We start from the raw sequence: 18,564 nt of genomic DNA on the forward strand, positions 1-18,564 counted from the left end.
CACTGCGCGCTTTGAGGGGCCAAAACGCGCTCAACTGCGACTCAGTTGAGTCAGGCGGGTGGGTTAGGCGGCCAGGCGCCTGCGGATCCACGCGGAGAACTGGTCCACGACGATGATCAGCACCAGCACAATGAGAATGTGCGTGAGCATGGAGTCGAACTGGAACGACTTGATGGACTGGTTGATCAGCAGGCCGATGCCTCCGGCGCCTACCAGGCCAAGGACCAGCGAGGACCGTACGTTGACGTCGAAGCGGTAGAGCAGCAGGCCCACGAACTGCGGGACCACCATGGGCAGCGTTGCGTTGGCCACCTGCTGGATCCGGTTTGCTCCTGCGGTCCGGAGTGCTTCCTGGGGGCCGGCGTCGATTTCCTCCATTGACTCCGCCCACAGCTTCCCCATGACACCGGTGTTGTGGCAGATCAGCGCGAGCACACCCGCGAACGGACCAAGCCCGACGGCGGTGACGAAGATCAGCGCGAACACGATGTCCGGCACGGCGCGGAAGAAGGACAGGATGGCGCGCGCAGCCTGGTACACAAGCCGGTGCGGGCTGGTGTTCTCGGCGGCCAGCGCCGCAAGCAGCAGGGCGAACGGCACGGACAACGTGGTCCCCAAAAGCCCGATCCACAGGGTCACCAGCGTGGCTTCGAGGCCGGGCTTGAGCGTCTTCTCCCAGCTGAGGTCCGGCGGGAAGGCGTCGCCGATGAACGCAGCCATGCCCTTCCAGCCATCCACCAACAGCTCGGGTTTGAAGTCCGTCCCCTCGATGGCCACGGCGTGAAGTCCGACGACGGCGGCCGCCACTGCCGCCGTCGTGATCCACCGCAGCGGCTTCTTCGGGCGGACCAGTGCCACTCGGGTTTTGCTTGGGGAGTCCCGGCGCGCCACTGCCGGGGTCAAGGTGTGGGGTGTCATGCTGCCTGGGTCCTGTCTGAAACGATCGTGTCTGAAACGATCCTGTCCGGGGCGTACAAGGTGTCGAGGTGCTCCGCCGTGATCTCCGTGGAGGGGAGGTTGAAGGTCATGGAGCCCCGGAGCAGGCCGATGGACCTGTCCGCGTACCGCAGTGCGAGATCGGGTTGGTGCAGCACGGCGGCCACGGCCAGCCCTTCGGAATGCGCGAGTTCACGCAACAGCGCCATGACCTGCTCGGCGGCGTGCGGATCCAGGGCGGACACGGGCTCGTCGGCGAGCACGACGTCGGCCCGCTGGCACAGTGCCCGGGCTACGGCGACGCGCTGCTGCTGTCCGCCGGACAAACGGCCCACACGGTCGAAAGCACGGTCGGCCAGGCCGACCCGGTCCAGGCAGTCGAGGGCTTCCTGCTGAACGTCGGCCGGGAACAGCAATGGACTGAGTGACCGGACAGTCGGGATCCTCGACAGGGCGCCGGCGCAGACGTTATCCAAGGCGGTACGGCGGGGGACCAAGTGGATCTTCTGGAAAATCATGGCCATCCGCTGGCGCGCCTGCTGCAACTCACGGCCCTGCAGGGAATCCAGCGCGTTCCCGGAAATGCTGATGCTGCCGGAATCCGGGGAAGTGATGCCCATGACGCAGCGCAGCGTGGTGGACTTGCCGGAGCCGTTGGCGCCCAGGAAGGCCACCAGCTCACCGGCTGCAACTGAGAAGTCGACACCCTCCAGGACGGTCCGCCCGTTGAAGGACTTACGCAAACCCTGGACAGAAAGGAGCATTACAGATCCTTCTCGGTCAGGCCCATGGTCTCGGCGAGCTCAAACAATGGCGTGTAGTTATCTTTGGTGACCTCAAGCAAGGGGCCCGGAGGGGTGACGTCCAGGAACTCGCCCACTTTGGCTACATCGGCGGGATCAAGGCTCAGGAACGCGTCCTTCACGGCGGCCTTGAACGCGGGATCGGCGTCGCCGCGAACGGTGATGGGGTCATTGGGGATGGGGTTCGACGTCCACACCCGGCGGAAGTTGTCCGCAGTGAACGTGCCTGCGGCGATGGCAGTGGCCAGCGTCTGGGAGTTGATCTGGGCTGCGTCCACTTTGCCGTTGGTGAGCGCCAGCAGTGCTTCAGGATGACCGCCGGTGTAGTCCATCTTGATGTCGGCATCGGCAATTCCGGCTTCACGGAGGCCGAAACGGGGCAGTACGTCGCCCGAGGTTGAGCCGACACTGCCCAGGGCGAGGGACTTGCCCTTCAGGTCACCAATGGCTTGGATGGGGCTGTCCTTGGGAACCCAGATCCCCGCGGTGTAGGTGCTGAGTTCCTTCTCGGCAGTGCCGAAGGAGACCAGCGGCTCGGCGCCGGCCTTGGCGTCCGCGAACACGTAGCCCAGGGGACCGAACTGGCCCAGGTCCAGCTTGCCGTTGCGCATGGCCAGGACCTCGGCCGCATAGTCTTCAACCACCTGGACGCTCACCGGGCATTCAAGCTTCTTGGACAGGGCGGCCGCCAGGACATCGTAGGCCGGCTTCAACTTGGCGGGGTCCTCGTAGGGTTCGATGCCGAACTTGATCTCGCCGTTGGGGCAGGTGGCCTTGGTGGCTTCGGGGGAGGACTGTGCCGAGCCGCCGCAGGCAGTGAGCGCCAGAACGGTGGCGAGGGCAAGCGCGGAACCGGTGAGGAGCGTGGTTTTCATGGGGATCCTTATGCGAAGGGGATTGAGAGGGGAGAACGGATACCAAAGATGAATCAGTACAGGCGAGAAACGTTGCGGTGTGCCAGGCCGAAGGACAGGGTCATGCCGACGCCGGAGGTCACAGACACCACTGTGACGCCGGGCTGGACCTCGCGAACCAGGATCGGTGCCACCTCCGAGGACGCGTAGATGCCCTGCCAGCGCTGGATGATCTCCAGCGGTTCGCCGATCCGGCCGGTGATTTCAGAGTTGAGTGTGTCGGTCACGGATTCGTCCAGGAACGGATCGGCCGTGCGGTGGTAGTGGTGTGAGTCGCCCAGGATGATGGTGCCGTCGGGGCGTTGGGTGAACATGACGTTGGCGCCGATCTCCAGCAGTTCCGGCTGCTTCTCCAGTACTTCGGAGTGCAGGGCTGCAGCAGCGGGCATGTCCGTGAAAGCCGGGTACCGGAGCATCGATGTCGCAGTGAGAACCGCTGGCGCGAACTCGACGTCGGATGGCTTGGCCGCCAGCGACATCTGCAAGGCGCACCGCTGGATGTGGTGCTCGTCGGCAAGGTCCGGGAAGAGGTAGTCGACGTCGTGGCCAACACAGACAAAGACCTGCTTCGCGCGGAGCTCGCCGCGCGACGTCTGGACAGTCACGCCCTCAGGACTCTGGTTGAAGTCCAGCGCGGCCGTGTTCCAGTGAAGTTCGACGCCGGGTTGCTGGCTTAACCACTCGGCCAACTTTGCGACTGTTGTACGGGGATCTACTCGGAGGTCGTCCCGGAGGAAGGCGCCGCCCACCAGGCCGGGCCATTCGCCGCCCGAAGTACCGCCGTCGTCGTGCGGTTCTTCTGCCACGGAAGCTGTCGAGCCCAGGCGTGCCCGCGTCTCCGCAGGGGAGAGCAGTTCTACCTGTCCCGGCTCCCGCACGGCGGAGAGTTCGCGGAGGACGTTCATCTCAGCTTCGGTGCGGGCGAGAACCATGGCGCCGGCCTCGGCCGCCCAGAACCCGGCGCGCTCGGCAAACTCGAGCCAGTACTTCCGCGAGGTCTGCGCAAGTTCATACAGTTCGCCGGATTGGGCCGTGATGCAGCAGTGGCCGAAGTTGCGTACAGAAGCGCCGGCCGCATGATGGTCGCGCTCGATGATAGTGACGGTCAGGCCGTTGGCGACAGCGTGAGCGGCGTGGGCCAGTCCCACAATTCCAGCACCGACAATGACGACGTCGGTGGCCTGGCTCGCTCTGCTGTTGAAACGTGCGGGGGAGGTGCTTGGGTTGTTCACACCATTGAGACTGGCGGCTGATTGAAGGGGAATCAAGCCAAATCGGGACTTGTATATACAAGTTAACCTGATTTTAACTTCTGTTCACTTGAGTTCACGTCAAATTCATCTGAAGCCTCTCAAAACCAGTGTTTCCATTGGGCCGGACTTGTATTATCAACTTGTGAGCACACAGCAGAACGCACCCCTCCACGTCCGTCTCAGTGAGGAATTCATGCGCCGGATCACTGACGGCGACTGGCCGCCGGGCTTCCAGCTACCCAGCGAGGCGGAGCTGTGCCGCGAGTTCGGAACGTCGCGTGGACCCATCCGCCAAGCGCTCGCATTCCTTCGGTCGGAAGGAGCTGTGACCGGCGGCCGAGGCCGGCCTCCCATGGTTCGCTCGTCTGTACCGTCGCAGTCCTTTTCCACGTTCAACTCGTTCACTGAATGGGCCAGCGGGATCGGCAAGAAGCCCGGCCAACGAACCCTTGAAGTGGCCAGGCGCGAAGCCAGCCCGGAAGCGGCGGAGGCACTTGGTTTGATGCCCGGGACCACCGTGGTGGAGGTCCTGCGCGTCCGCTACCTGGATGACGCTCCGGCCATGATCGAGCGCACCACGTTCATCCTGGATGTGGGACGGAAACTGTTCGACTTCGATACCGATTCCGGGTCCATTTTTGCGTTCCTCAAGGAACAAGGCGTAGACCTGCACAGCGCCCGCCACACCATCGACGCCGTCGCCGCCAGTGACGAGGACGCCGAACTTTTGGAGCAACCCGAAGGTATTCCGCTCCTGCGCGAACGCCGCATCACCCGTTCCTCCGACGGACAGCCCCTCGAATACTCCGAGGACCGCTACCTGCCGGCACTCACAAACTTCACCATCGACAACACCGTGGAACGCCGGGCCGCCCTGGTCCGCATCCACACCGAAGGAGCCACCCCATGATCAAGCTAGTTGCCTGCGATATGGCCGGAACCACCATCGACGAACACGGCGACGTCTACGTAGCGCTGGCCCGCTGCGTTGAAGAAACCGGCGTGACCACCACGCCCGAAGCTGTGCAGGAGTGGATGGGCGCCGACAAAGTTGAGGCCATCACGTCGCTGATTGAAGCCGGGGGTGGAGTGGCCACGCCGGAAGTAGTGGCTGCCGCTTTCAAGCGCTTCAAGGAATTGCTCGTCGAGTTCTACGACGCCAACCCGCCGGTTGCGCTCGAAGGCGTGGAAGACGCGTTCCGTGCTCTCCGCCGCCAGGGCATCAAGGTGGCCCTGACAACCGGCTTCTCGCGCGACGTGGCCGAGCCTCTCCTGGAGCGGCTGGGTTGGAGCGTCGACGACGATAACCTGTTGGACGCCGTCGTATGCTCCGACGAAGTAGCCGCCGGCCGTCCGGCACCGCACATGATTCACCGGGCTATGGAGCTGACCGGCGTGCAGGATGTCCGCGCCGTGATCGCTGCCGGCGATACCGTGAACGACCTCGCCGCTGCCAACAACGCCGGCGTCACCGCCGTGGGTGTCCTGACCGGCAAGCTGGACCGCGACGCCTTGGCCGCGCACCCGCACCACCACATCCTGGACGGCGTGAAGGACATCCCGGCGCTGCTGTCGTAGCGCGACCGCGGATTGGAAGCAGGCGGGTTGGAAGCAGGCCGGTTGGCGGCAGGCCCGCAGGCATGGAAGATTGGAACCCGTGAAATTCCTGCACCCGTCTCCCACGTCCTCTGCCCGCGGCGTCACCATCCTGCGAGTGGTGTTCGGTGCGCTCCTGATGGTGCACGGCTTCCAGAAGTTCATGGCCGGGCATGCTGCGTTCGCCGCGTCGGTGGCGGCCATGGGCGTGCAGAAGCCGGAGATCGTGGCCTGGCTTGTGATCGCCGGTGAACTGGGCCTCGGCCTGCTCTTGGTCATCGGCGCCCTCACCAGGGTGGCCGGATTCCTGGCGGCGATCATGTTCGCCGGGATCTGGTTCGTGACCGAAGCGGGCAAACCCCTGCTCACTGACAAGTCCGGTGTCACGGCCGAACTCTTGATCATTTACGTCGCCATCTCCATCGCGTTCGTGTTTCTGGGGCCCGGCGCTCTGTCCCTGGACCGCAAGCTGGCAAGGCAACCGGCCCGCCACGGGCGTTAATACAGCTGAGTTAACTCACGACGGCGGCACGCGCCACGGCGGCACGCGCCACCGGGCCGGGCCACCGGGCTAGCAGTCACCGGGCGTCGTTGGGGTACCGGATCCCCAACTGCGACCGCACCCCGTCGAAGAGGCGCATGACGTTAATCGAGTCTTCCAGCGGCATGACCGGGCTCTCGGTGAGGCCTTGCTGGATGCAGCGGGTTACTTCCCGGAGTTCGTAGGTGTAGCCGGTGCCCACAACGTCAAAGTGCTCGCGGCGGGGTTCGTCCCACCCGATCCGGATCATCAGCTCACGGGGGTTGTTCACGGAGCCCACAGTCTGCAGGAACCCGAGCCCGCCGGCCACTGTTGCGGTTCGGGGGCCGTGGGCCATCAACGACGACGTCAACTGCGCCTGTGCACCAGTGTCGTAGCCCAGGGTCAGGGCGTTCTGGCTGTCCACGCCGTCGTCGTTGAGGGTGCCGATTGCGGTGACCGACTGCGGGAAGCCCAGCGTTCCCAGCGCCCAGAGCAGTGGGTAGACAGTGATGTCCAGGAGCGCCCCGCCGCCGTCATTGAGGGCCCAAATTCGTGCAGCGGGATCGTAGGGTGCCGGGAAACCGAGGTCTGCGCTGACCCACTGGATCTGTCCGAGCTCCCCGGAGGCCGCGATCTCGAACGCCCGCTGCATGCTTGGCAGGAAGCGGCTCCACACGGCTTCCATGAAGAACACGTTCTGCTCCCGGGCCAGTTTCACCAGCTCGCTGGCTTCTCGGGCGTTAATGGTGAGGGCTTTCTCGCACAGGACATGCTTACCGGCCCGCAATGCGGCGGCTGCAATCTGGAAGTGCTGGGCATGCGGCGTAGCAACGTAGACCACGTCCACGGCGGGATCGTCGAACAAGCGCTGGTAGCCGGGTACGTCGCCGTCGTCCCCGTAGCCCTTGGCGAAGCCGAGAGTATGGGCGAATGCATCCGCGGCTGCCTGGGTGCGGGAGCTCACTGCGTACAGCTCCGCATCCTCAAGCATTGCCAAGTCCCGGGAAACACTGTTGGCGATGTTGCCTGTAGACACTACTCCCCACCGCAAGGGCTGCCCGGTTGCTGCGCGGGGATCCTGATTGGTTTGGTTGGAAAGCCACGGCACGGCGATAGGAAGTGTCATGCCGTTCATCCTCTCATTCCGCAGTTATCAAGGACGTCGTGCGCACCCTTTCGCGCCGATCGCTACCGTAACCTCTGGTGCGCGTGGCGGGAACGGGTGCGCCCGACAGGAACCAGGGGTGCGCGCGGCGAAAACGGGTGCGCCGTTCACGGACAGGGCAGGGCCGGTCCAGACAAGTGAGGGAGTTTGGGTAAGCACGTGGTGCGCACCCTTTTACGCCGATCGCTGCAGTAACCTCTGGTGCGTGCGGCGGGAACGGGTGCGCCCGACAGGAACCAGGGGTGCGCGCGGCGGGAACGGGTGCGCCCGACAGGAACCAGGGGTGCGTGCGGCGGGAACGGGTGCGCCCGGCTCGCCAAGGCCCCCCCGACACGGTAAGCATTCTGTCAAGTCATAGGAATGCCCGGCGCGCAGAATTTCCTCCCTTAGGCTTAGGCAATCATCCCTCGCAGAGGTTCTGTGGGGAGTTACCGAAATGGAGCAGGGATGGGTACTTTTCGGCGCGTCATTTTGCCGGTTGCCTGGTTGTTGGTTTTCGCGATTATTGCGGTGGCCCTGGTTAAGATCGCTTTTGTGGATGGCCTGGAATCGGCCGCTGCCGAGCCCGCGCCTTTGGCCCAAGTGGACATCCCGGTAGTCCCGGCCACCCGGGCTACTGTCACCAACACCGTGGAAATCAAGGGCACCGTACAGAGCGACGCCGCCGAGACTGTCCGCAGCACCTCAGCCGGAAAAGTAGTCCAGGTGTTCGTTGAGCCAGGTGCGACCGTCACCAAGGGCGAGGTCCTTTTCCAAGTCAAGGCTGAGCGCGCGGTCGCCCCCGCGCAGACCACACAGGAGGGGCCGCAAACAGCTCCCAAGCCCGTGTACGACTACTTCGACATCCTCGCTCCAAGCGCCGGAACCCTGCAGCAGCTCACAACCCTCATTGACCAGCAGGTCACCGTGGGCGAGTCCGTGGGCAAGATCGATCCCGGAACCTACACCGTGTCGGGGTCAGTCACGGCCGCGCAGCAGTACCGCCTGCTGGGCAAACCCGGTCCTGCGGAAATCGCTTTGGTGGGTGGACCGGCGCCGTTCCAGTGCGCCGACGTGACGCTCAAGAACAACACATCCGACGACGGCGGTGCGGCTTCGGGCGGACTGGCCGCCACAGGCGGAGGTGCCGGAATGGGCGTCGGCGCAGCGATTGCGGGCCCCGGCGGAGGCAACCAACCGGAAGAGGGCGGCACTCCTACAGGAACGCTGAGCTGTCCGGTTCCTTCAGGCCAACAGGTCTTCGCGGGACTTGGCGCCACCATGACGGTCAGCGCCGGTGTTGCATCCGACGTAGTAACTGTTCCGCTGACATCCGTGAAGGGCAGCGTCAAGGACGGGATCGTATGGATCGCCGGCCCGGGAGGAACAGGTGCCGCTCCCGAGCAGCGCACTGTCCAGCTGGGGCTCAACGACGGCTCTGTGGTGGAAGTGACCTCCGGCCTGACCGAAGGCGAACAGGTACTGGAATTCGTGCCCGGGGCGCCGGCCGTTCAAGATCCCATGATGGGTCCAGGCCAGGCCGTCTACGGCCCGATGGGCTAGGCAGCGAACGGCATGGACGAATCACCTAAAGAAACTCTCGTTAGTCTGCGTTCAGTCACCCGATCCGTCAGGCTGCCCGACGACCAGCAGCTGAATATTCTCCGGGGCATCGACCTCGAGGTCCGCAGCGGGGACCACACTGCAATCGTGGGCCGTTCGGGTTGCGGCAAATCAACATTGCTCAACCTGCTTGGCCTCCTGGACATCCCGACGTCGGGGGAGCTGGAGTTCCTTGGCCAGCCCGCAGACCGGCTGGGTAACAACGCCCGTGCCCGGTTGAGGGGCTCTACCGTGGGCTTCGTGTTCCAGCAGTTCAACCTGTTGCCCGGACGCAGCGCGCTGGACAACGTCATTACGCCGCTGTTCTACGCCAAAGGCAAGGAGTTCTGGCGGCGTCGCGAGATTGCCATGGACATGCTGGACAGGGTTGGCCTCGCCTCCCGCGCCAAGACCATGCCCAACATGCTTTCCGGTGGCGAGCAGCAGCGCGTAGCCATTGCCCGTGCCCTTGTCCGCAGGCCGAGGCTCATCCTGGCCGATGAACCAACCGGTGCGCTGGATGTGGAAACAGGGCAGTCCGTGATGGCCCTCCTGGATACAGTGGCCACGGAAACGGCTGCCGCGTTGGTGACCATCACGCACGACACCAATGTCGCAGCCCTGGCCCGGGCCTGCTACCGCCTGGATTCCGGGGTGCTCAGCCCGCTGCCGGCACCCGCTCCCGCAGGAGTCAGCGCGTGACCGGCTTCATTTCGACGCTCGTTGAAGCGTGGCAGGAACTCCGCATCAACAAGGTTCGCATTCTCCTGGCCCTGCTAGGTGTTGCCTTGTCCGTTGCGGCGTTGACCTCCGTGGTGGGCGTGGGCAGTCTGGCCCGGGAAGGCATGAAAGTTCAGTCCGAACGTAGCGGCGGGCGGGTGGCCACGCTGTCCTTGAACGTCCAGGGGCCAACCATGCCGGACACGGTGAAACTTGAGAAGGCCTATCAAGGTATTCAACAGCGCTACGGCATCACGACCTCCACGCACGTCAGCCAGACCCAGGCCGGTTTTCAGTTTCCCCGTGGAGTGACAACAGTGAACGTGACCATTGTGGATGTCGGCTACGGCGTCATCCACCGGGTCCCCCTTCAGCGAGGAAGCTGGTTCGCTGCCGACGACGGCAAAAGGCTCGCACCCGCCGTCGTCGTCTCTGAATCCTTCTATAACCAAGCGGGCAGGCCCAACCTCACCACCCATCCCACGGTGAGCATCCCCGGAGATCAGCCGGCAACGGCGGTGATTATCGGCGTCGTGCCTGATTCCTACCCGGACTCGCCGCCTTCCGCGTTCATCCTTGCCGAGGGCGCGGCCATGACCGGGATCAAGCCGCAGATGTCGGAGTTCAAAATCTGGGTTGGCGAGGCACAGGCCGGAGCCCTCACGGCAGCAATCACGGCCGATCTCCAAGCCCAGTTCCCCGGCTACTACGCCCACGCCAACCGTATGGACTATGCCGCATGGGGAGATCCTTTGGCTCCCGTCCAGATGGTGGTGGGCGGCGTGGCCGGTCTGGTGCTCCTGCTCGGAGCCGTGGGAATGCTCAACATCTCCATGGTGACCGTGCGCTACAGGGTCCGTGAAATCGGCATCCGGCGCAGCTTCGGGGCAACGTCCGGACGGATTTTCGTGGGCGTCATGATGGAATCCGTGGTGGCCACCGCGGTTGCCGGCTTGGCCGGAGTCATGTTGGCAGTCGCAGTGGTGAAGCACCCGTGGATTGAATCGAAGGTGGCGCCAGGTCTGACCGAATACCCGGCCTTCCCCATCGAGGCCGCGCTGATGGGATTCGGCGCAGCAGTCCTTGTGGGCGCACTCGCCGGAGCCATCCCTGCGCTCGTTGCGGTGCGCGTCAAGGTCATCGACGCGATCCGGTTCTGACCTCCTCGGTGAGCCTGCCCTGCTGAAGCCGGAAGCAGCGCTCGGTCTTCTGCGCCAGGCTGCGATCATGCGTGACCACCAGGATGGTGGTGTTGTGATCGCGGCTCAGGGAACTCAACAGCTCGATGATGTGCTCGCCGGTTTGCTCATCCAGATTTCCGGTGGGCTCATCGGCGAGGATCAGCTTGGGCTCGTTGGCCAGCGCCCGGGCAATCGCCACACGCTGCTGCTCGCCGCCGGACAGTCGGTTGGTGCGGCGCGAGTGCTTCTCTGGATCCAACTGCACCTGCTCCAATAGCTCTTTGGCCCGCTGCAGCCTGGCCGCTTTGCGGACACCCGCGAACTCCATAGGCAGCATGACGTTGTCCACGGCACTGAGGTTGGGAATCAGGTTGAACTGCTGGAACACGAAGCCGATGTCCCGGCGACGGTACTCGGTCAGCTTGCCGTCCGGCAGTCCGGCCAGGCTGACGCCGTCCACGACGACGTCTCCCGAGGTGGGCTTGTCCAGCGCACCCAGGAGGGACAACAGCGTGCTTTTGCCGCTGCCGCTCTTGCCGACGATGGACGCCAGCGAGCCCTTGTCGAGCTCAAAGCTGACCTCGTTTACTGGCTTGATGGTCCGATCACCGGACTTGAACTGACGGACCAGGTCCTTGACTACGATCACGGCTATTCTCCTCGGAGTACTTCGATGGGACGGATACGGGCGGTCAGCAGTGCCGGTACCAGGGCACCGATGATGGCTACCGCGAAGACTGCGGCGATGCCTGCAGCGAGGACGCCGGGGGAGACGCTCGCAGTGACGGAGGTGAGCAGCTGCGACGCTCCACCGAAGGGGCCGCCCTGGCCGCCGCCCATCCCACCACCGGGCATCCCGCCACCCGGGACTGTGCCGTTGGGCATGGCCCCTGCAAGTCCGCCGCCGCGCTGGGTGGTGGTGGCCGCCGTCGTGGTGGTGTTTGAACTAATGAGTGCCGACGCGATGCCGCCGCTGGCCAATGAAGCGATCACAGCTCCCACAACACTGCCCAAGGCAACAAGGACCAACGACTCGAGGACGAACTGCAGGCCGATAGTACGGTTCCGGGCACCGATGGCCTTCAGGACGCCGATCTCGCGGCGGCGCTCGCGAACCAGCATGACCATGATGAGTAGGATGATGATTCCGGCGGTGGCTAGGGCCGCAATGAAGGCGATCATCGAGATGTTCTTGACGCTGTCCAGTGAGCTGACAGCCGTTTCGAGGTTGCGCTGGCCCTGGGTGACGTCGGCCTTGTCGGTGCCGAGCGCGTCCTGAACGGCAGTTTTAGTGCTGTCCACGTTCTCCATGCTGTTGACCGTGACGATCATGGTGGACAGCTCATCCGGGGTCTCCGCCAACGTCTGCGCTTCAGGAAGCGTGACGTAGACGGCGTTGTTCCCGAAGGTAGTGCCGGCGTCGAAGATTCCAGTTACGGTGAAGGTCTTGTCCTGGATGGTGAACGTGGAGCCTACGGTCAGGCCGTTCTTCTCAGCCAAGGACGTGCCCACCAGAGCCTTCGCCTCGGATGCCGCGTAGTCGCCCAGGCCTGTGCCGCTGGTGATCTCCAGGGCCTTGCCGGTGCTGTCCACTTCGGCGCCGATGCCCGTAGCGGTGATCGGCAGGGTGCGCGCGGGCTGGGTAGTTGTGCCGGTGGTTCCGCTCGCGTTGTTGCGGTTTCCCAGCGTGCCAGCGTCGACGGCGGCCGTCAGGTTGGTGCTGACCGTCGCCTGTTGCCCGCCGGGACCAAAGCCCCCGGCCGGGCCCGCCTGCTGGGTGGTGCCGGTGGCTGCGTCGGTGGTCCCCGTTGTGGTGGTCGTCTGGAGGCGCAGTGCCTTGGTGCCAACTACTGACGCCACGTTGGCGACCGACGCCGCAGTCTCAGCCTCCGCCGTCGTGAGCGGTTCGCCGCCGCCTTCAAAGCCTTGGCCGCCCGCCGGATTAACCGTCAAGGTGGTGCCAACGGAGGCGTTGAGCTCCTGGACCTTGGCGCCCACTGCCTGGTTGGCCACGAGCATGGCCAAAGCCAGGCCGATGGCTACGGCCAGCACGGCGACAACCGCCGTCGTTCTGATTTTGTTGCGGAAGGCATTGCCTACGCTTCGGGCAAGGACGCTCACGTTTCTCCTCTTGACCTGCAAGTTCGTGGGGCCCACTGGACGTGGGCTGCAGATCCAAGACTCGTGAGTTCTGCTGTGCGGAAAGCCTGCCCAAGCTATGCGTGGGCTGTGAAAGTACTCGAGCCTCGGTTGAAGGCAAGAGAAAGCCCCGACCCGCCGAATTGGCGGGCCGGGGCTTGCTGCTCTTAAGCGGTGTTACTTGGTGACCACTTACTTGGTGACCACTTACTTGGTGATCGGGCCGAGTACCGGATCGTCAACGTAAGCCGTCTTGACGTTCTCTGCCGTAACGATCTGCGGAGGCAGGAGGAATGCCGGGACGGTCTTGACGCCGTTCTTGTAGGAATCCTTGTCGTTGATTTCCAGTTCCTTGCCGGCCTGGAGGTCCTTCACCATGGTGATGGCGTGCTCAACGAGTTTGCGGGTGTCCTTGTTGATGGTGGAGTACTGCTCGCCTGCGATGATCGACTTCACGGACTCAACTTCGGAGTCCTGGCCGGTCACGACGGGCAGCGGCTTGCCGGCGGCCTTGACGGACGTCAGGACTGCGCGGGCCAAGGTGTCGTTCGGGGAGAGGACTCCGTCCAGGGAAGCGGTGCCGTAGCTGCCGGTGAGCAGCGTGTCAGCGCGACGCTGGGCGTTCTCTGCCTTCCAACCCTGAGTAACAGCCTGCTCGAACGAGGTCTGGCCGGAGACAACCTTGAGGGTTCCGTCGTCGATCTTCGGCTTCAGGACGCTCATGGCGCCGTCAAAGAAGACCTTCGCATTGGCATCGTCGGGGGAACCGGCAAAGAGCTCGATGTTGTACGGGCCGGAAGGCTTCTTGGCCTTCATACCGTCCAACAGCGCCTGGCCCTGGAGTTCACCAACCTTGAAGTTGTCGTACGCCACGTAGTAATCCACGTTCTCGGTGTTGAGAAGCAGACGGTCGTAGGCGATGACTGTGGCGCCGGAGTCCTTGGCCTGCTTGAGCTGCGTACCCAGCTGGGCGCCGTCGATGGCTCCCACGATGATCACCTTGGCACCCTTGGTGACCATGGCGCTGATCTGGTTCTGCTGCTCGGACACGCCGCCGTTGGCGAACTGGACGTCGGGCTTGAACCCGGCGCTGCTGAGGCCATCGTTGAACAGCTTCTCCGCGAGGACCCAGTTTTCACTGGTCTTCTGCGGAAGTGCGACGCCGATCATCGAGTCCTTGGGGAACGCTTCCCCGCCTGCTGTGCTGCTGCTTGAGCCGCTGTCACTGCGGCCGCAGGCTGTCAGCGCCAGTGCCGCGATGGCAGCGACTGCTGCTGCCTTTCCTGCTTTACCAAACATTCGCATATCTTGGTTCACTTTCTGTGTGGGTGGGGTGGAGCGAGTCTTTCAGGGAGCGGATTACGCTTCCTTGGAGATGACCTCCTTGGTGGAGGTGGTTTCGTCGGGCTTGATCTCGTTGTTGCGCTGGAAGTTCTTCATCAGCAGCCCGGTAATGGACCGCTTGCCCTGCGACTTGTTGTAAACATCGAAGGCGACTGCTGCAAGGAGCACCAGGCCCTTGATGATCTGGGTGAGGTCGGCGCCGACGCCCAGCAGCTGGAGGCCGTTGTTGAGGACAGCCATGACCAGGCCACCAACGATCGAGCCGATCACGGTGCCAACACCACCGGTGACGGCTGCGCCACCGATGAAGACTGCCGCAATGGCGTCCAGTTCCCAACCGACGCCGTCGAACGGACCGGAAGCGGTGGAACGTCCAACGAAGATCATGCCTGCCAGGCCAGCCAGGACGGACATGTTCATCATGACCAGGAAGTTGACCTTCTTGGACTGCACGCCGGACAGCTCAGCTGCGTGGCGGTTGCCACCCACTGCGTAGACGTGACGGCCGAGGACGGTCTTGTCAGCGATGAAACCGTAGATGAGAACCAGCACGGCCAGGATCAGGCCGGGGATCGGGAAGGACGTGCCGGGGCGACCCGTGGCGAACAGGTATGTAGCGTAGAGGATGGCGCCGCAGATCAGGACCAGCTTCGTGACCTCGACCCAAAGTTCAGGAACTTCGGCGCCCAGCGCCTTGCTGGTGGCGCGGGCACGCAGGGACATGATCACCACGAACGCAGCTGCAATGATGCCCAGCAGCAGGGTGAGGTTGTTGAAGCCTGTGTTGGGGCCAATCTCCGGCAGGTAGCCGGAACCAAGGAACTGGAAGTCCTGGGGAACGGGGATGGTGTTGGACTTGCCCACGAACTGGTTGAAGCCACGGAACAACAGCATGCCGGCCAGGGTCACGATGAAGGCTGGTATGCCCACATACGCCACCCAGAATCCTTGCCAGGCTCCGATCACTGCTCCCAGGAGCAGGCCGAAGAGCACCCCTGCCCACCAAGGCAGACCCCAGTCGCGCATTGCCAAGGCCACGAAGACGCCCACGAAGGCGGCAACGGAACCCACGGAAAGGTCGATGTGGCCGGCGATGATGACCAGGACCATGCCGATGGCAAGGATCAGGATGTAGGAGTTGCCGTTGAACAGGTTGATCACGTTGCCGGGCGTCAGGGTACGGCCGTCCGTGAAGATCTGGAAGAAGACGATAAGTGCCACCAGGGCGAAGATCATGCCGAACTGGCGGGTATTGCCACCAAATAGCTTCTTGAGCGCGTTCATTGTTTTGGTCCTTGTGTCAGGAAGGGGCGGGGCGAGGCCAAAGGGTCAGGCTGCTTTGCGTGCGGACGTCATAAGCTTCATCAGGCTTTCCTGGCTTGCTTCGTTTTTGTCCAGGACGCCTGTGATGGCGCCTTCGAAGATGGTGTAGATCCGGTCGGAAAGGCCCAGGAGCTCAGGAAGCTCCGAGGAAATGACAATCACTCCCTTGCCCTGGTTCGCCAGCTTCTGGATGATGCCGTAGATCTCGTACTTGGCGCCGACGTCAATGCCACGGGTGGGTTCGTCCAGGATCAGGAGATCCGGGTCTGTGAACATCCATTTGGCCAAGACCACCTTCTGCTGGTTGCCGCCGGAAAGCTTGGCAACGCCTTCCTCAACCGACGGGGTCTTGGTCCGCAATGATTTCCGGTACTCCTCGGCAACGGAGAACTCCTTGCGGGTGTCCACTACCGTGTAGTTGCTGATCTTGTTCAGCGCCGCTGAAACCGTGGTGGTCTTGATGTCATCCAGCAGGTTCAAGCCCAGGGACTTCCGGTCCTCAGTGACGTAGCCGAGTCCGGCGTCGATCGCTTGACGAACGGTGCGAAGGTTGACCTGCTTGCCGTCCTTGTAGACCTGGCCCTTGATGAACCGGCCGTAGGAATGCCCAAACAGGGAGCGGGCCAGTTCCGTGCGTCCTGCCCCCATGAGCCCTGCGAAGCCAACGATTTCGCCGCGGCGCACAAAGAAGTTGGAACCCTTGCAGATCAAGCGGTCCTGGATCTGCGGGTGCCCAACGGTCCAGTCCTTGACCTCGAAGAAGACCTCGCCAATCTTGGGTTCGTGATCCGGGAAGCGGGACTCGAGCGTCCTGCCCACCATGCCCTTGATGATGCGGTCCTCATCCACGCCGTCACGCTTGACGTTGAGGGTTTCGATGGACTTACCGTCACGGATGATGGTGATCTCGTCCGCGATCTGTTCGATCTCGTTGAGCTTGTGGGAAATGATGATCGAGGTGATGCCCTTGCCCTTCAGGCCAAGGATCAGGTCCAACAAGTGCTGGGAGTCGGACTCGTTCAGTGCGGCGGTGGGCTCGTCCAGGATCAGGAGCTTCACGGACTTGTTCAAGGCCTTGGCGATCTCCACCAGCTGCTGCTTGCCAACGCCGATTTCCTTGATGGGGGTATCGGGATCTTCCCTGAGGCCGACACGGGCCAGCAGCTCGAGGGAACGCTTCCGGGCTTCTGCCCAGTCGATCACTCCCCACTTGGTGGGTTCGTTGCCCAGGAAGATGTTCTCCATGATGGACAGCTCCGGGATCAGCGCCAGTTCCTGGTGGATGATCACGATGCCGGCCGCTTCGCTTGCGCGGATGTCCTTGAATTGCTGCGTTTCCGCCTGGTACACGATGTCGCCCGTGTAGCTTCCGTACCCGTAAACGCCGGACAGAACTTTCATGAGCGTGGATTTGCCGGCACCGTTTTCGCCACAGATGGCGTGGATTTCGCCGGCCATCACGCGCAGGCTCACATTCGACAAGGCCTTCACTCCGGGAAATTCCTTGGTGATGGAACGCATCTCCAAAAGGATGGGTTCACCTTGCGTGTCGAGGGATGTCATCAGCCCTTACGCCTCCAATGCATGACTTCGTTGTCGGCCCCGCAATGGCGAGGCTGTCTGATCAAAAAGTAAACTGGATCACCCATCTTGTCGTCAAGACTTGAACGCATGATCCAGCTAACGATTTCGTTACCTACCGGTAATCCCTGCGTGTTGGAACACCAAAGCGGCGGCTCCCAGGGCCTCTGCGCGTGCTCCGAGGGACGACATCGCCAGGTGGGTTGTCTCTCCCACCACGGGTACCGCATGCCGGACAAGGCCGCGGCGGATGGGGTCCAGAAGGAGGTCGCCGAGGCCCGCCAAGGGTCCACCGACGACGATCACTTCAGGGTTGATCAGATTAGAAACGTTGCCCAAGGCGCGGCCCACTGCCAGTCCGGCATCGTCCACCACACGCTGGGTGGCGGAGTCCCCGGCCAAACAATTGCGGACGATGTCCTGCGGGGTCAGAAGCTTCTCCTGCCCCCGACCCAGGAGCTCGATCATGGTGGTGGTTGAGGCAATGGTTTCCAAGCATCCGCGGTTGCCGCAGCGGCACACCAATCCGTGTTCATGGATGGTGGCATGGCCGATTTCTCCGGTGATGCCCACGTTCCCGTAATAGGGCAGTCCGTTAAGGATCAGGCCGGCGCCGATGCCCGAGCCGATCTTGAGGAACATGAGGTTGGAGACCCCGCTATGCGGGCCCCATGTCACTTCCGACAACGCACCTAGGTTGGCGTCGTTATCAACAAAGACAGGGCAGTTGAGCGCTTCCTCCAAGCGATGAAGGATGTCGATGCCCACCCATTCGGGGAGGATGGCGCCCTGGGCAACCGTACCTGTGCGGCGGTCTATGGGCCCCGGAATGCCGGCACCTGCTCCCACCACTGCGGTGCGGTCTATGCCATTTTCACGCAGCAGCCTGTCAAGGAGTGGGACTGCCGCCGCGATGCCCTCTTCCGCTTGGTGGCCTAGCGGTAGTTCCATATAATCCTCGGCAATCACGTGGTAACCCAGCGATGCCAACACCACCCTTAGGTGCCGGCGACCGAAGTCGATTCCGACGGCGACTGCACCGTTGCTGTTGAGTCTCACGTTGGTTGCCCGGCGCCCCGAGCTTGTGGTCGGCTCGGTGGAAACCAGTCCGGCGTCCTGCATGATTTTCACGATGTTGGAGATGGTGGCCGTGGAAAGGCCGGTCTGCCGGGAAAGCTCCGCCTGCGTAGACGGCCCGCTCAGCAAGCACTCGATAATGCGTTGCTGATTCAGGTGTCGCAGAGCGGACTGCGAGCCGGGTTTTCTTGGATGGCTCTTCGTTGAGCGCTGCGTAGCGGGCATGACAAGAAGATTGCCCCACAAGCAACCTTGTAGTCAAGAAGTGAACACAGCGAGTCAACCCTGCCCGACATACTCCAACGCAAGATCGAAACATAGGTACCCCTTGTGAGGCCCGTTATGCGCACTATGAACCCGTGTTTGCCTGCAGAGCGGGCCTCGCAACGGGGGAGCGGCGTGCATTGCGTCCCGATCCGGAGGTGCGC

At 63.2% G+C, this 18,564-nt stretch carries 17 protein-coding genes; 6 read left to right on the forward strand and 11 right to left on the reverse strand.

The window, feature by feature from the left end:
• Positions 1 to 63: 63 nt before the first annotated feature.
• From phnE to AC6CH8_RS01510, 4 genes are read right to left on the reverse strand one after another with little or no spacing between them, the layout of a single operon-like run.
• Complete coding sequence (gene phnE / locus AC6CH8_RS01495) at positions 64 to 918, reverse strand: phosphonate ABC transporter, permease protein PhnE (protein ID WP_091465995.1); 855 nt, start codon at positions 916 to 918, stop codon at positions 64 to 66.
• Positions 915 to 1,700: a phosphonate ABC transporter ATP-binding protein gene (locus tag AC6CH8_RS01500; RefSeq protein ID WP_498188422.1), complete on the reverse strand. Its 786-nt coding sequence runs from the start codon at positions 1,698 to 1,700 to the stop codon at positions 915 to 917. Before AC6CH8_RS01500 ends, phnE begins: the two co-directional genes overlap by 4 nt.
• A complete protein-coding gene (locus AC6CH8_RS01505; protein WP_498188423.1) occupies positions 1,700 to 2,614 on the reverse strand; it encodes a phosphate/phosphite/phosphonate ABC transporter substrate-binding protein in 915 nt (304 codons plus the stop codon). The genes AC6CH8_RS01500 and AC6CH8_RS01505 overlap by 1 nt, the downstream gene beginning before the upstream one ends.
• Positions 2,615 to 2,667: 53 nt before the next feature.
• A complete protein-coding gene (locus AC6CH8_RS01510) occupies positions 2,668 to 3,885 on the reverse strand; it encodes a TIGR03364 family FAD-dependent oxidoreductase (RefSeq protein ID WP_498188424.1) in 1,218 nt (405 codons plus the stop codon).
• 163 nt (positions 3,886 to 4,048) lie between these two features.
• Here AC6CH8_RS01510 and AC6CH8_RS01515 point away from each other — a divergent pair, with 163 nt between their 5' ends.
• The 3 genes from AC6CH8_RS01515 to AC6CH8_RS01525 all read left to right on the forward strand — a co-directional run bounded on the left by AC6CH8_RS01515 (position 4,049) and on the right by AC6CH8_RS01525 (position 6,004).
• Positions 4,049 to 4,816, forward strand: coding sequence for a GntR family transcriptional regulator (locus tag AC6CH8_RS01515; protein WP_178997770.1), 768 nt, complete (start codon positions 4,049 to 4,051; stop codon positions 4,814 to 4,816).
• On the forward strand, positions 4,813 to 5,484 hold the full coding sequence (locus AC6CH8_RS01520) for a phosphonatase-like hydrolase (RefSeq protein WP_454809943.1): 672 nt from the start codon (positions 4,813 to 4,815) through the stop codon (positions 5,482 to 5,484). The genes AC6CH8_RS01515 and AC6CH8_RS01520 overlap by 4 nt, the downstream gene beginning before the upstream one ends.
• A 79-nt stretch (positions 5,485 to 5,563) precedes the next feature.
• A complete protein-coding gene (locus AC6CH8_RS01525) occupies positions 5,564 to 6,004 on the forward strand; it encodes a DoxX family protein (protein ID WP_091466003.1) in 441 nt (146 codons plus the stop codon).
• Between the two features lie 76 nt (positions 6,005 to 6,080).
• On the opposite strand, the gene AC6CH8_RS01530 is transcribed toward AC6CH8_RS01525, so the two are convergent.
• On the reverse strand, positions 6,081 to 7,151 hold the full coding sequence (locus AC6CH8_RS01530; RefSeq protein ID WP_498188425.1) for a Gfo/Idh/MocA family protein: 1,071 nt from the start codon (positions 7,149 to 7,151) through the stop codon (positions 6,081 to 6,083).
• Between the two features lie 486 nt (positions 7,152 to 7,637).
• Between AC6CH8_RS01530 and AC6CH8_RS01535 the strand changes: the two genes are divergently transcribed.
• The 3 genes from AC6CH8_RS01535 to AC6CH8_RS01545 are packed head-to-tail and all read left to right on the forward strand — an operon-like array spanning position 7,638 to position 10,651.
• Entirely contained in the window at positions 7,638 to 8,732 is a 1,095-nt protein-coding gene (locus AC6CH8_RS01535) for an efflux RND transporter periplasmic adaptor subunit (protein ID WP_498188426.1), read from the forward strand.
• A 12-nt stretch (positions 8,733 to 8,744) separates the two neighbouring features.
• Positions 8,745 to 9,473, forward strand: coding sequence for an ABC transporter ATP-binding protein (locus tag AC6CH8_RS01540; RefSeq protein WP_498188427.1), 729 nt, complete (start codon positions 8,745 to 8,747; stop codon positions 9,471 to 9,473).
• Positions 9,470 to 10,651, forward strand: coding sequence for an ABC transporter permease (locus AC6CH8_RS01545; RefSeq protein ID WP_498188428.1), 1,182 nt, complete (start codon positions 9,470 to 9,472; stop codon positions 10,649 to 10,651). Before AC6CH8_RS01540 ends, AC6CH8_RS01545 begins: the two co-directional genes overlap by 4 nt.
• On the opposite strand, the gene AC6CH8_RS01550 is transcribed toward AC6CH8_RS01545, so the two are convergent.
• The 6 genes from AC6CH8_RS01550 to AC6CH8_RS01575 all read right to left on the reverse strand — a co-directional run bounded on the left by AC6CH8_RS01550 (position 10,629) and on the right by AC6CH8_RS01575 (position 18,361).
• A complete protein-coding gene (locus tag AC6CH8_RS01550; RefSeq protein WP_498188429.1) occupies positions 10,629 to 11,321 on the reverse strand; it encodes an ABC transporter ATP-binding protein in 693 nt (230 codons plus the stop codon). The genes AC6CH8_RS01545 and AC6CH8_RS01550 overlap by 23 nt on opposite strands.
• A 2-nt stretch (positions 11,322 to 11,323) precedes the next feature.
• Positions 11,324 to 12,793, reverse strand: a complete 1,470-nt coding sequence (locus tag AC6CH8_RS01555) for an ABC transporter permease (RefSeq protein WP_498188430.1) — start codon at positions 12,791 to 12,793, stop codon at positions 11,324 to 11,326.
• A gap of 225 nt (positions 12,794 to 13,018) precedes the next feature.
• The gene (locus AC6CH8_RS01560; protein WP_091466013.1) at positions 13,019 to 14,116 is read right to left on the reverse strand and encodes a substrate-binding domain-containing protein; all 1,098 of its coding nucleotides are present in this window, start codon (positions 14,114 to 14,116) and stop codon (positions 13,019 to 13,021) included.
• 54 nt (positions 14,117 to 14,170) lie between these two features.
• On the reverse strand, positions 14,171 to 15,439 hold the full coding sequence (gene mmsB, locus AC6CH8_RS01565; RefSeq protein ID WP_091466014.1) for a multiple monosaccharide ABC transporter permease: 1,269 nt from the start codon (positions 15,437 to 15,439) through the stop codon (positions 14,171 to 14,173).
• A 45-nt stretch (positions 15,440 to 15,484) separates the two neighbouring features.
• Complete coding sequence (gene mmsA, locus AC6CH8_RS01570; protein ID WP_091466016.1) at positions 15,485 to 17,041, reverse strand: multiple monosaccharide ABC transporter ATP-binding protein; 1,557 nt, start codon at positions 17,039 to 17,041, stop codon at positions 15,485 to 15,487.
• Positions 17,042 to 17,170: 129 nt separating this feature from the next.
• The gene (locus tag AC6CH8_RS01575) at positions 17,171 to 18,361 is read right to left on the reverse strand and encodes an ROK family transcriptional regulator (protein ID WP_091466018.1); all 1,191 of its coding nucleotides are present in this window, start codon (positions 18,359 to 18,361) and stop codon (positions 17,171 to 17,173) included.
• Between the last annotated feature and the right edge of the window lie 203 nt (positions 18,362 to 18,564).

It is taken from the genome of Paenarthrobacter sp. GQ52, from assembly GCF_059759005.1.

Coding starts and splice junctions, on each gene's coding strand:
- AC6CH8_RS01540 (WP_498188427.1), top strand. CDS start 8,745: ATGGACGAATCACCTAAAGAAACTCTCGTTAGTCTGCGTTCAGTCACC.
- AC6CH8_RS01575 (WP_091466018.1), bottom strand. CDS start 18,361: ATGCCCGCTACGCAGCGCTCAACGAAGAGCCATCCAAGAAAACCCGGC.
- AC6CH8_RS01500 (WP_498188422.1), bottom strand. CDS start 1,700: ATGCTCCTTTCTGTCCAGGGTTTGCGTAAGTCCTTCAACGGGCGGACC.
- AC6CH8_RS01530 (WP_498188425.1), bottom strand. CDS start 7,151: ATGACACTTCCTATCGCCGTGCCGTGGCTTTCCAACCAAACCAATCAG.
- AC6CH8_RS01520 (WP_454809943.1), top strand. CDS start 4,813: ATGATCAAGCTAGTTGCCTGCGATATGGCCGGAACCACCATCGACGAA.
- mmsB (WP_091466014.1), bottom strand. CDS start 15,439: ATGAACGCGCTCAAGAAGCTATTTGGTGGCAATACCCGCCAGTTCGGC.
- phnE (WP_091465995.1), bottom strand. CDS start 918: ATGACACCCCACACCTTGACCCCGGCAGTGGCGCGCCGGGACTCCCCA.
- mmsA (WP_091466016.1), bottom strand. CDS start 17,041: ATGACATCCCTCGACACGCAAGGTGAACCCATCCTTTTGGAGATGCGT.
- AC6CH8_RS01505 (WP_498188423.1), bottom strand. CDS start 2,614: ATGAAAACCACGCTCCTCACCGGTTCCGCGCTTGCCCTCGCCACCGTT.
- AC6CH8_RS01560 (WP_091466013.1), bottom strand. CDS start 14,116: ATGCGAATGTTTGGTAAAGCAGGAAAGGCAGCAGCAGTCGCTGCCATC.
- AC6CH8_RS01535 (WP_498188426.1), top strand. CDS start 7,638: ATGGGTACTTTTCGGCGCGTCATTTTGCCGGTTGCCTGGTTGTTGGTT.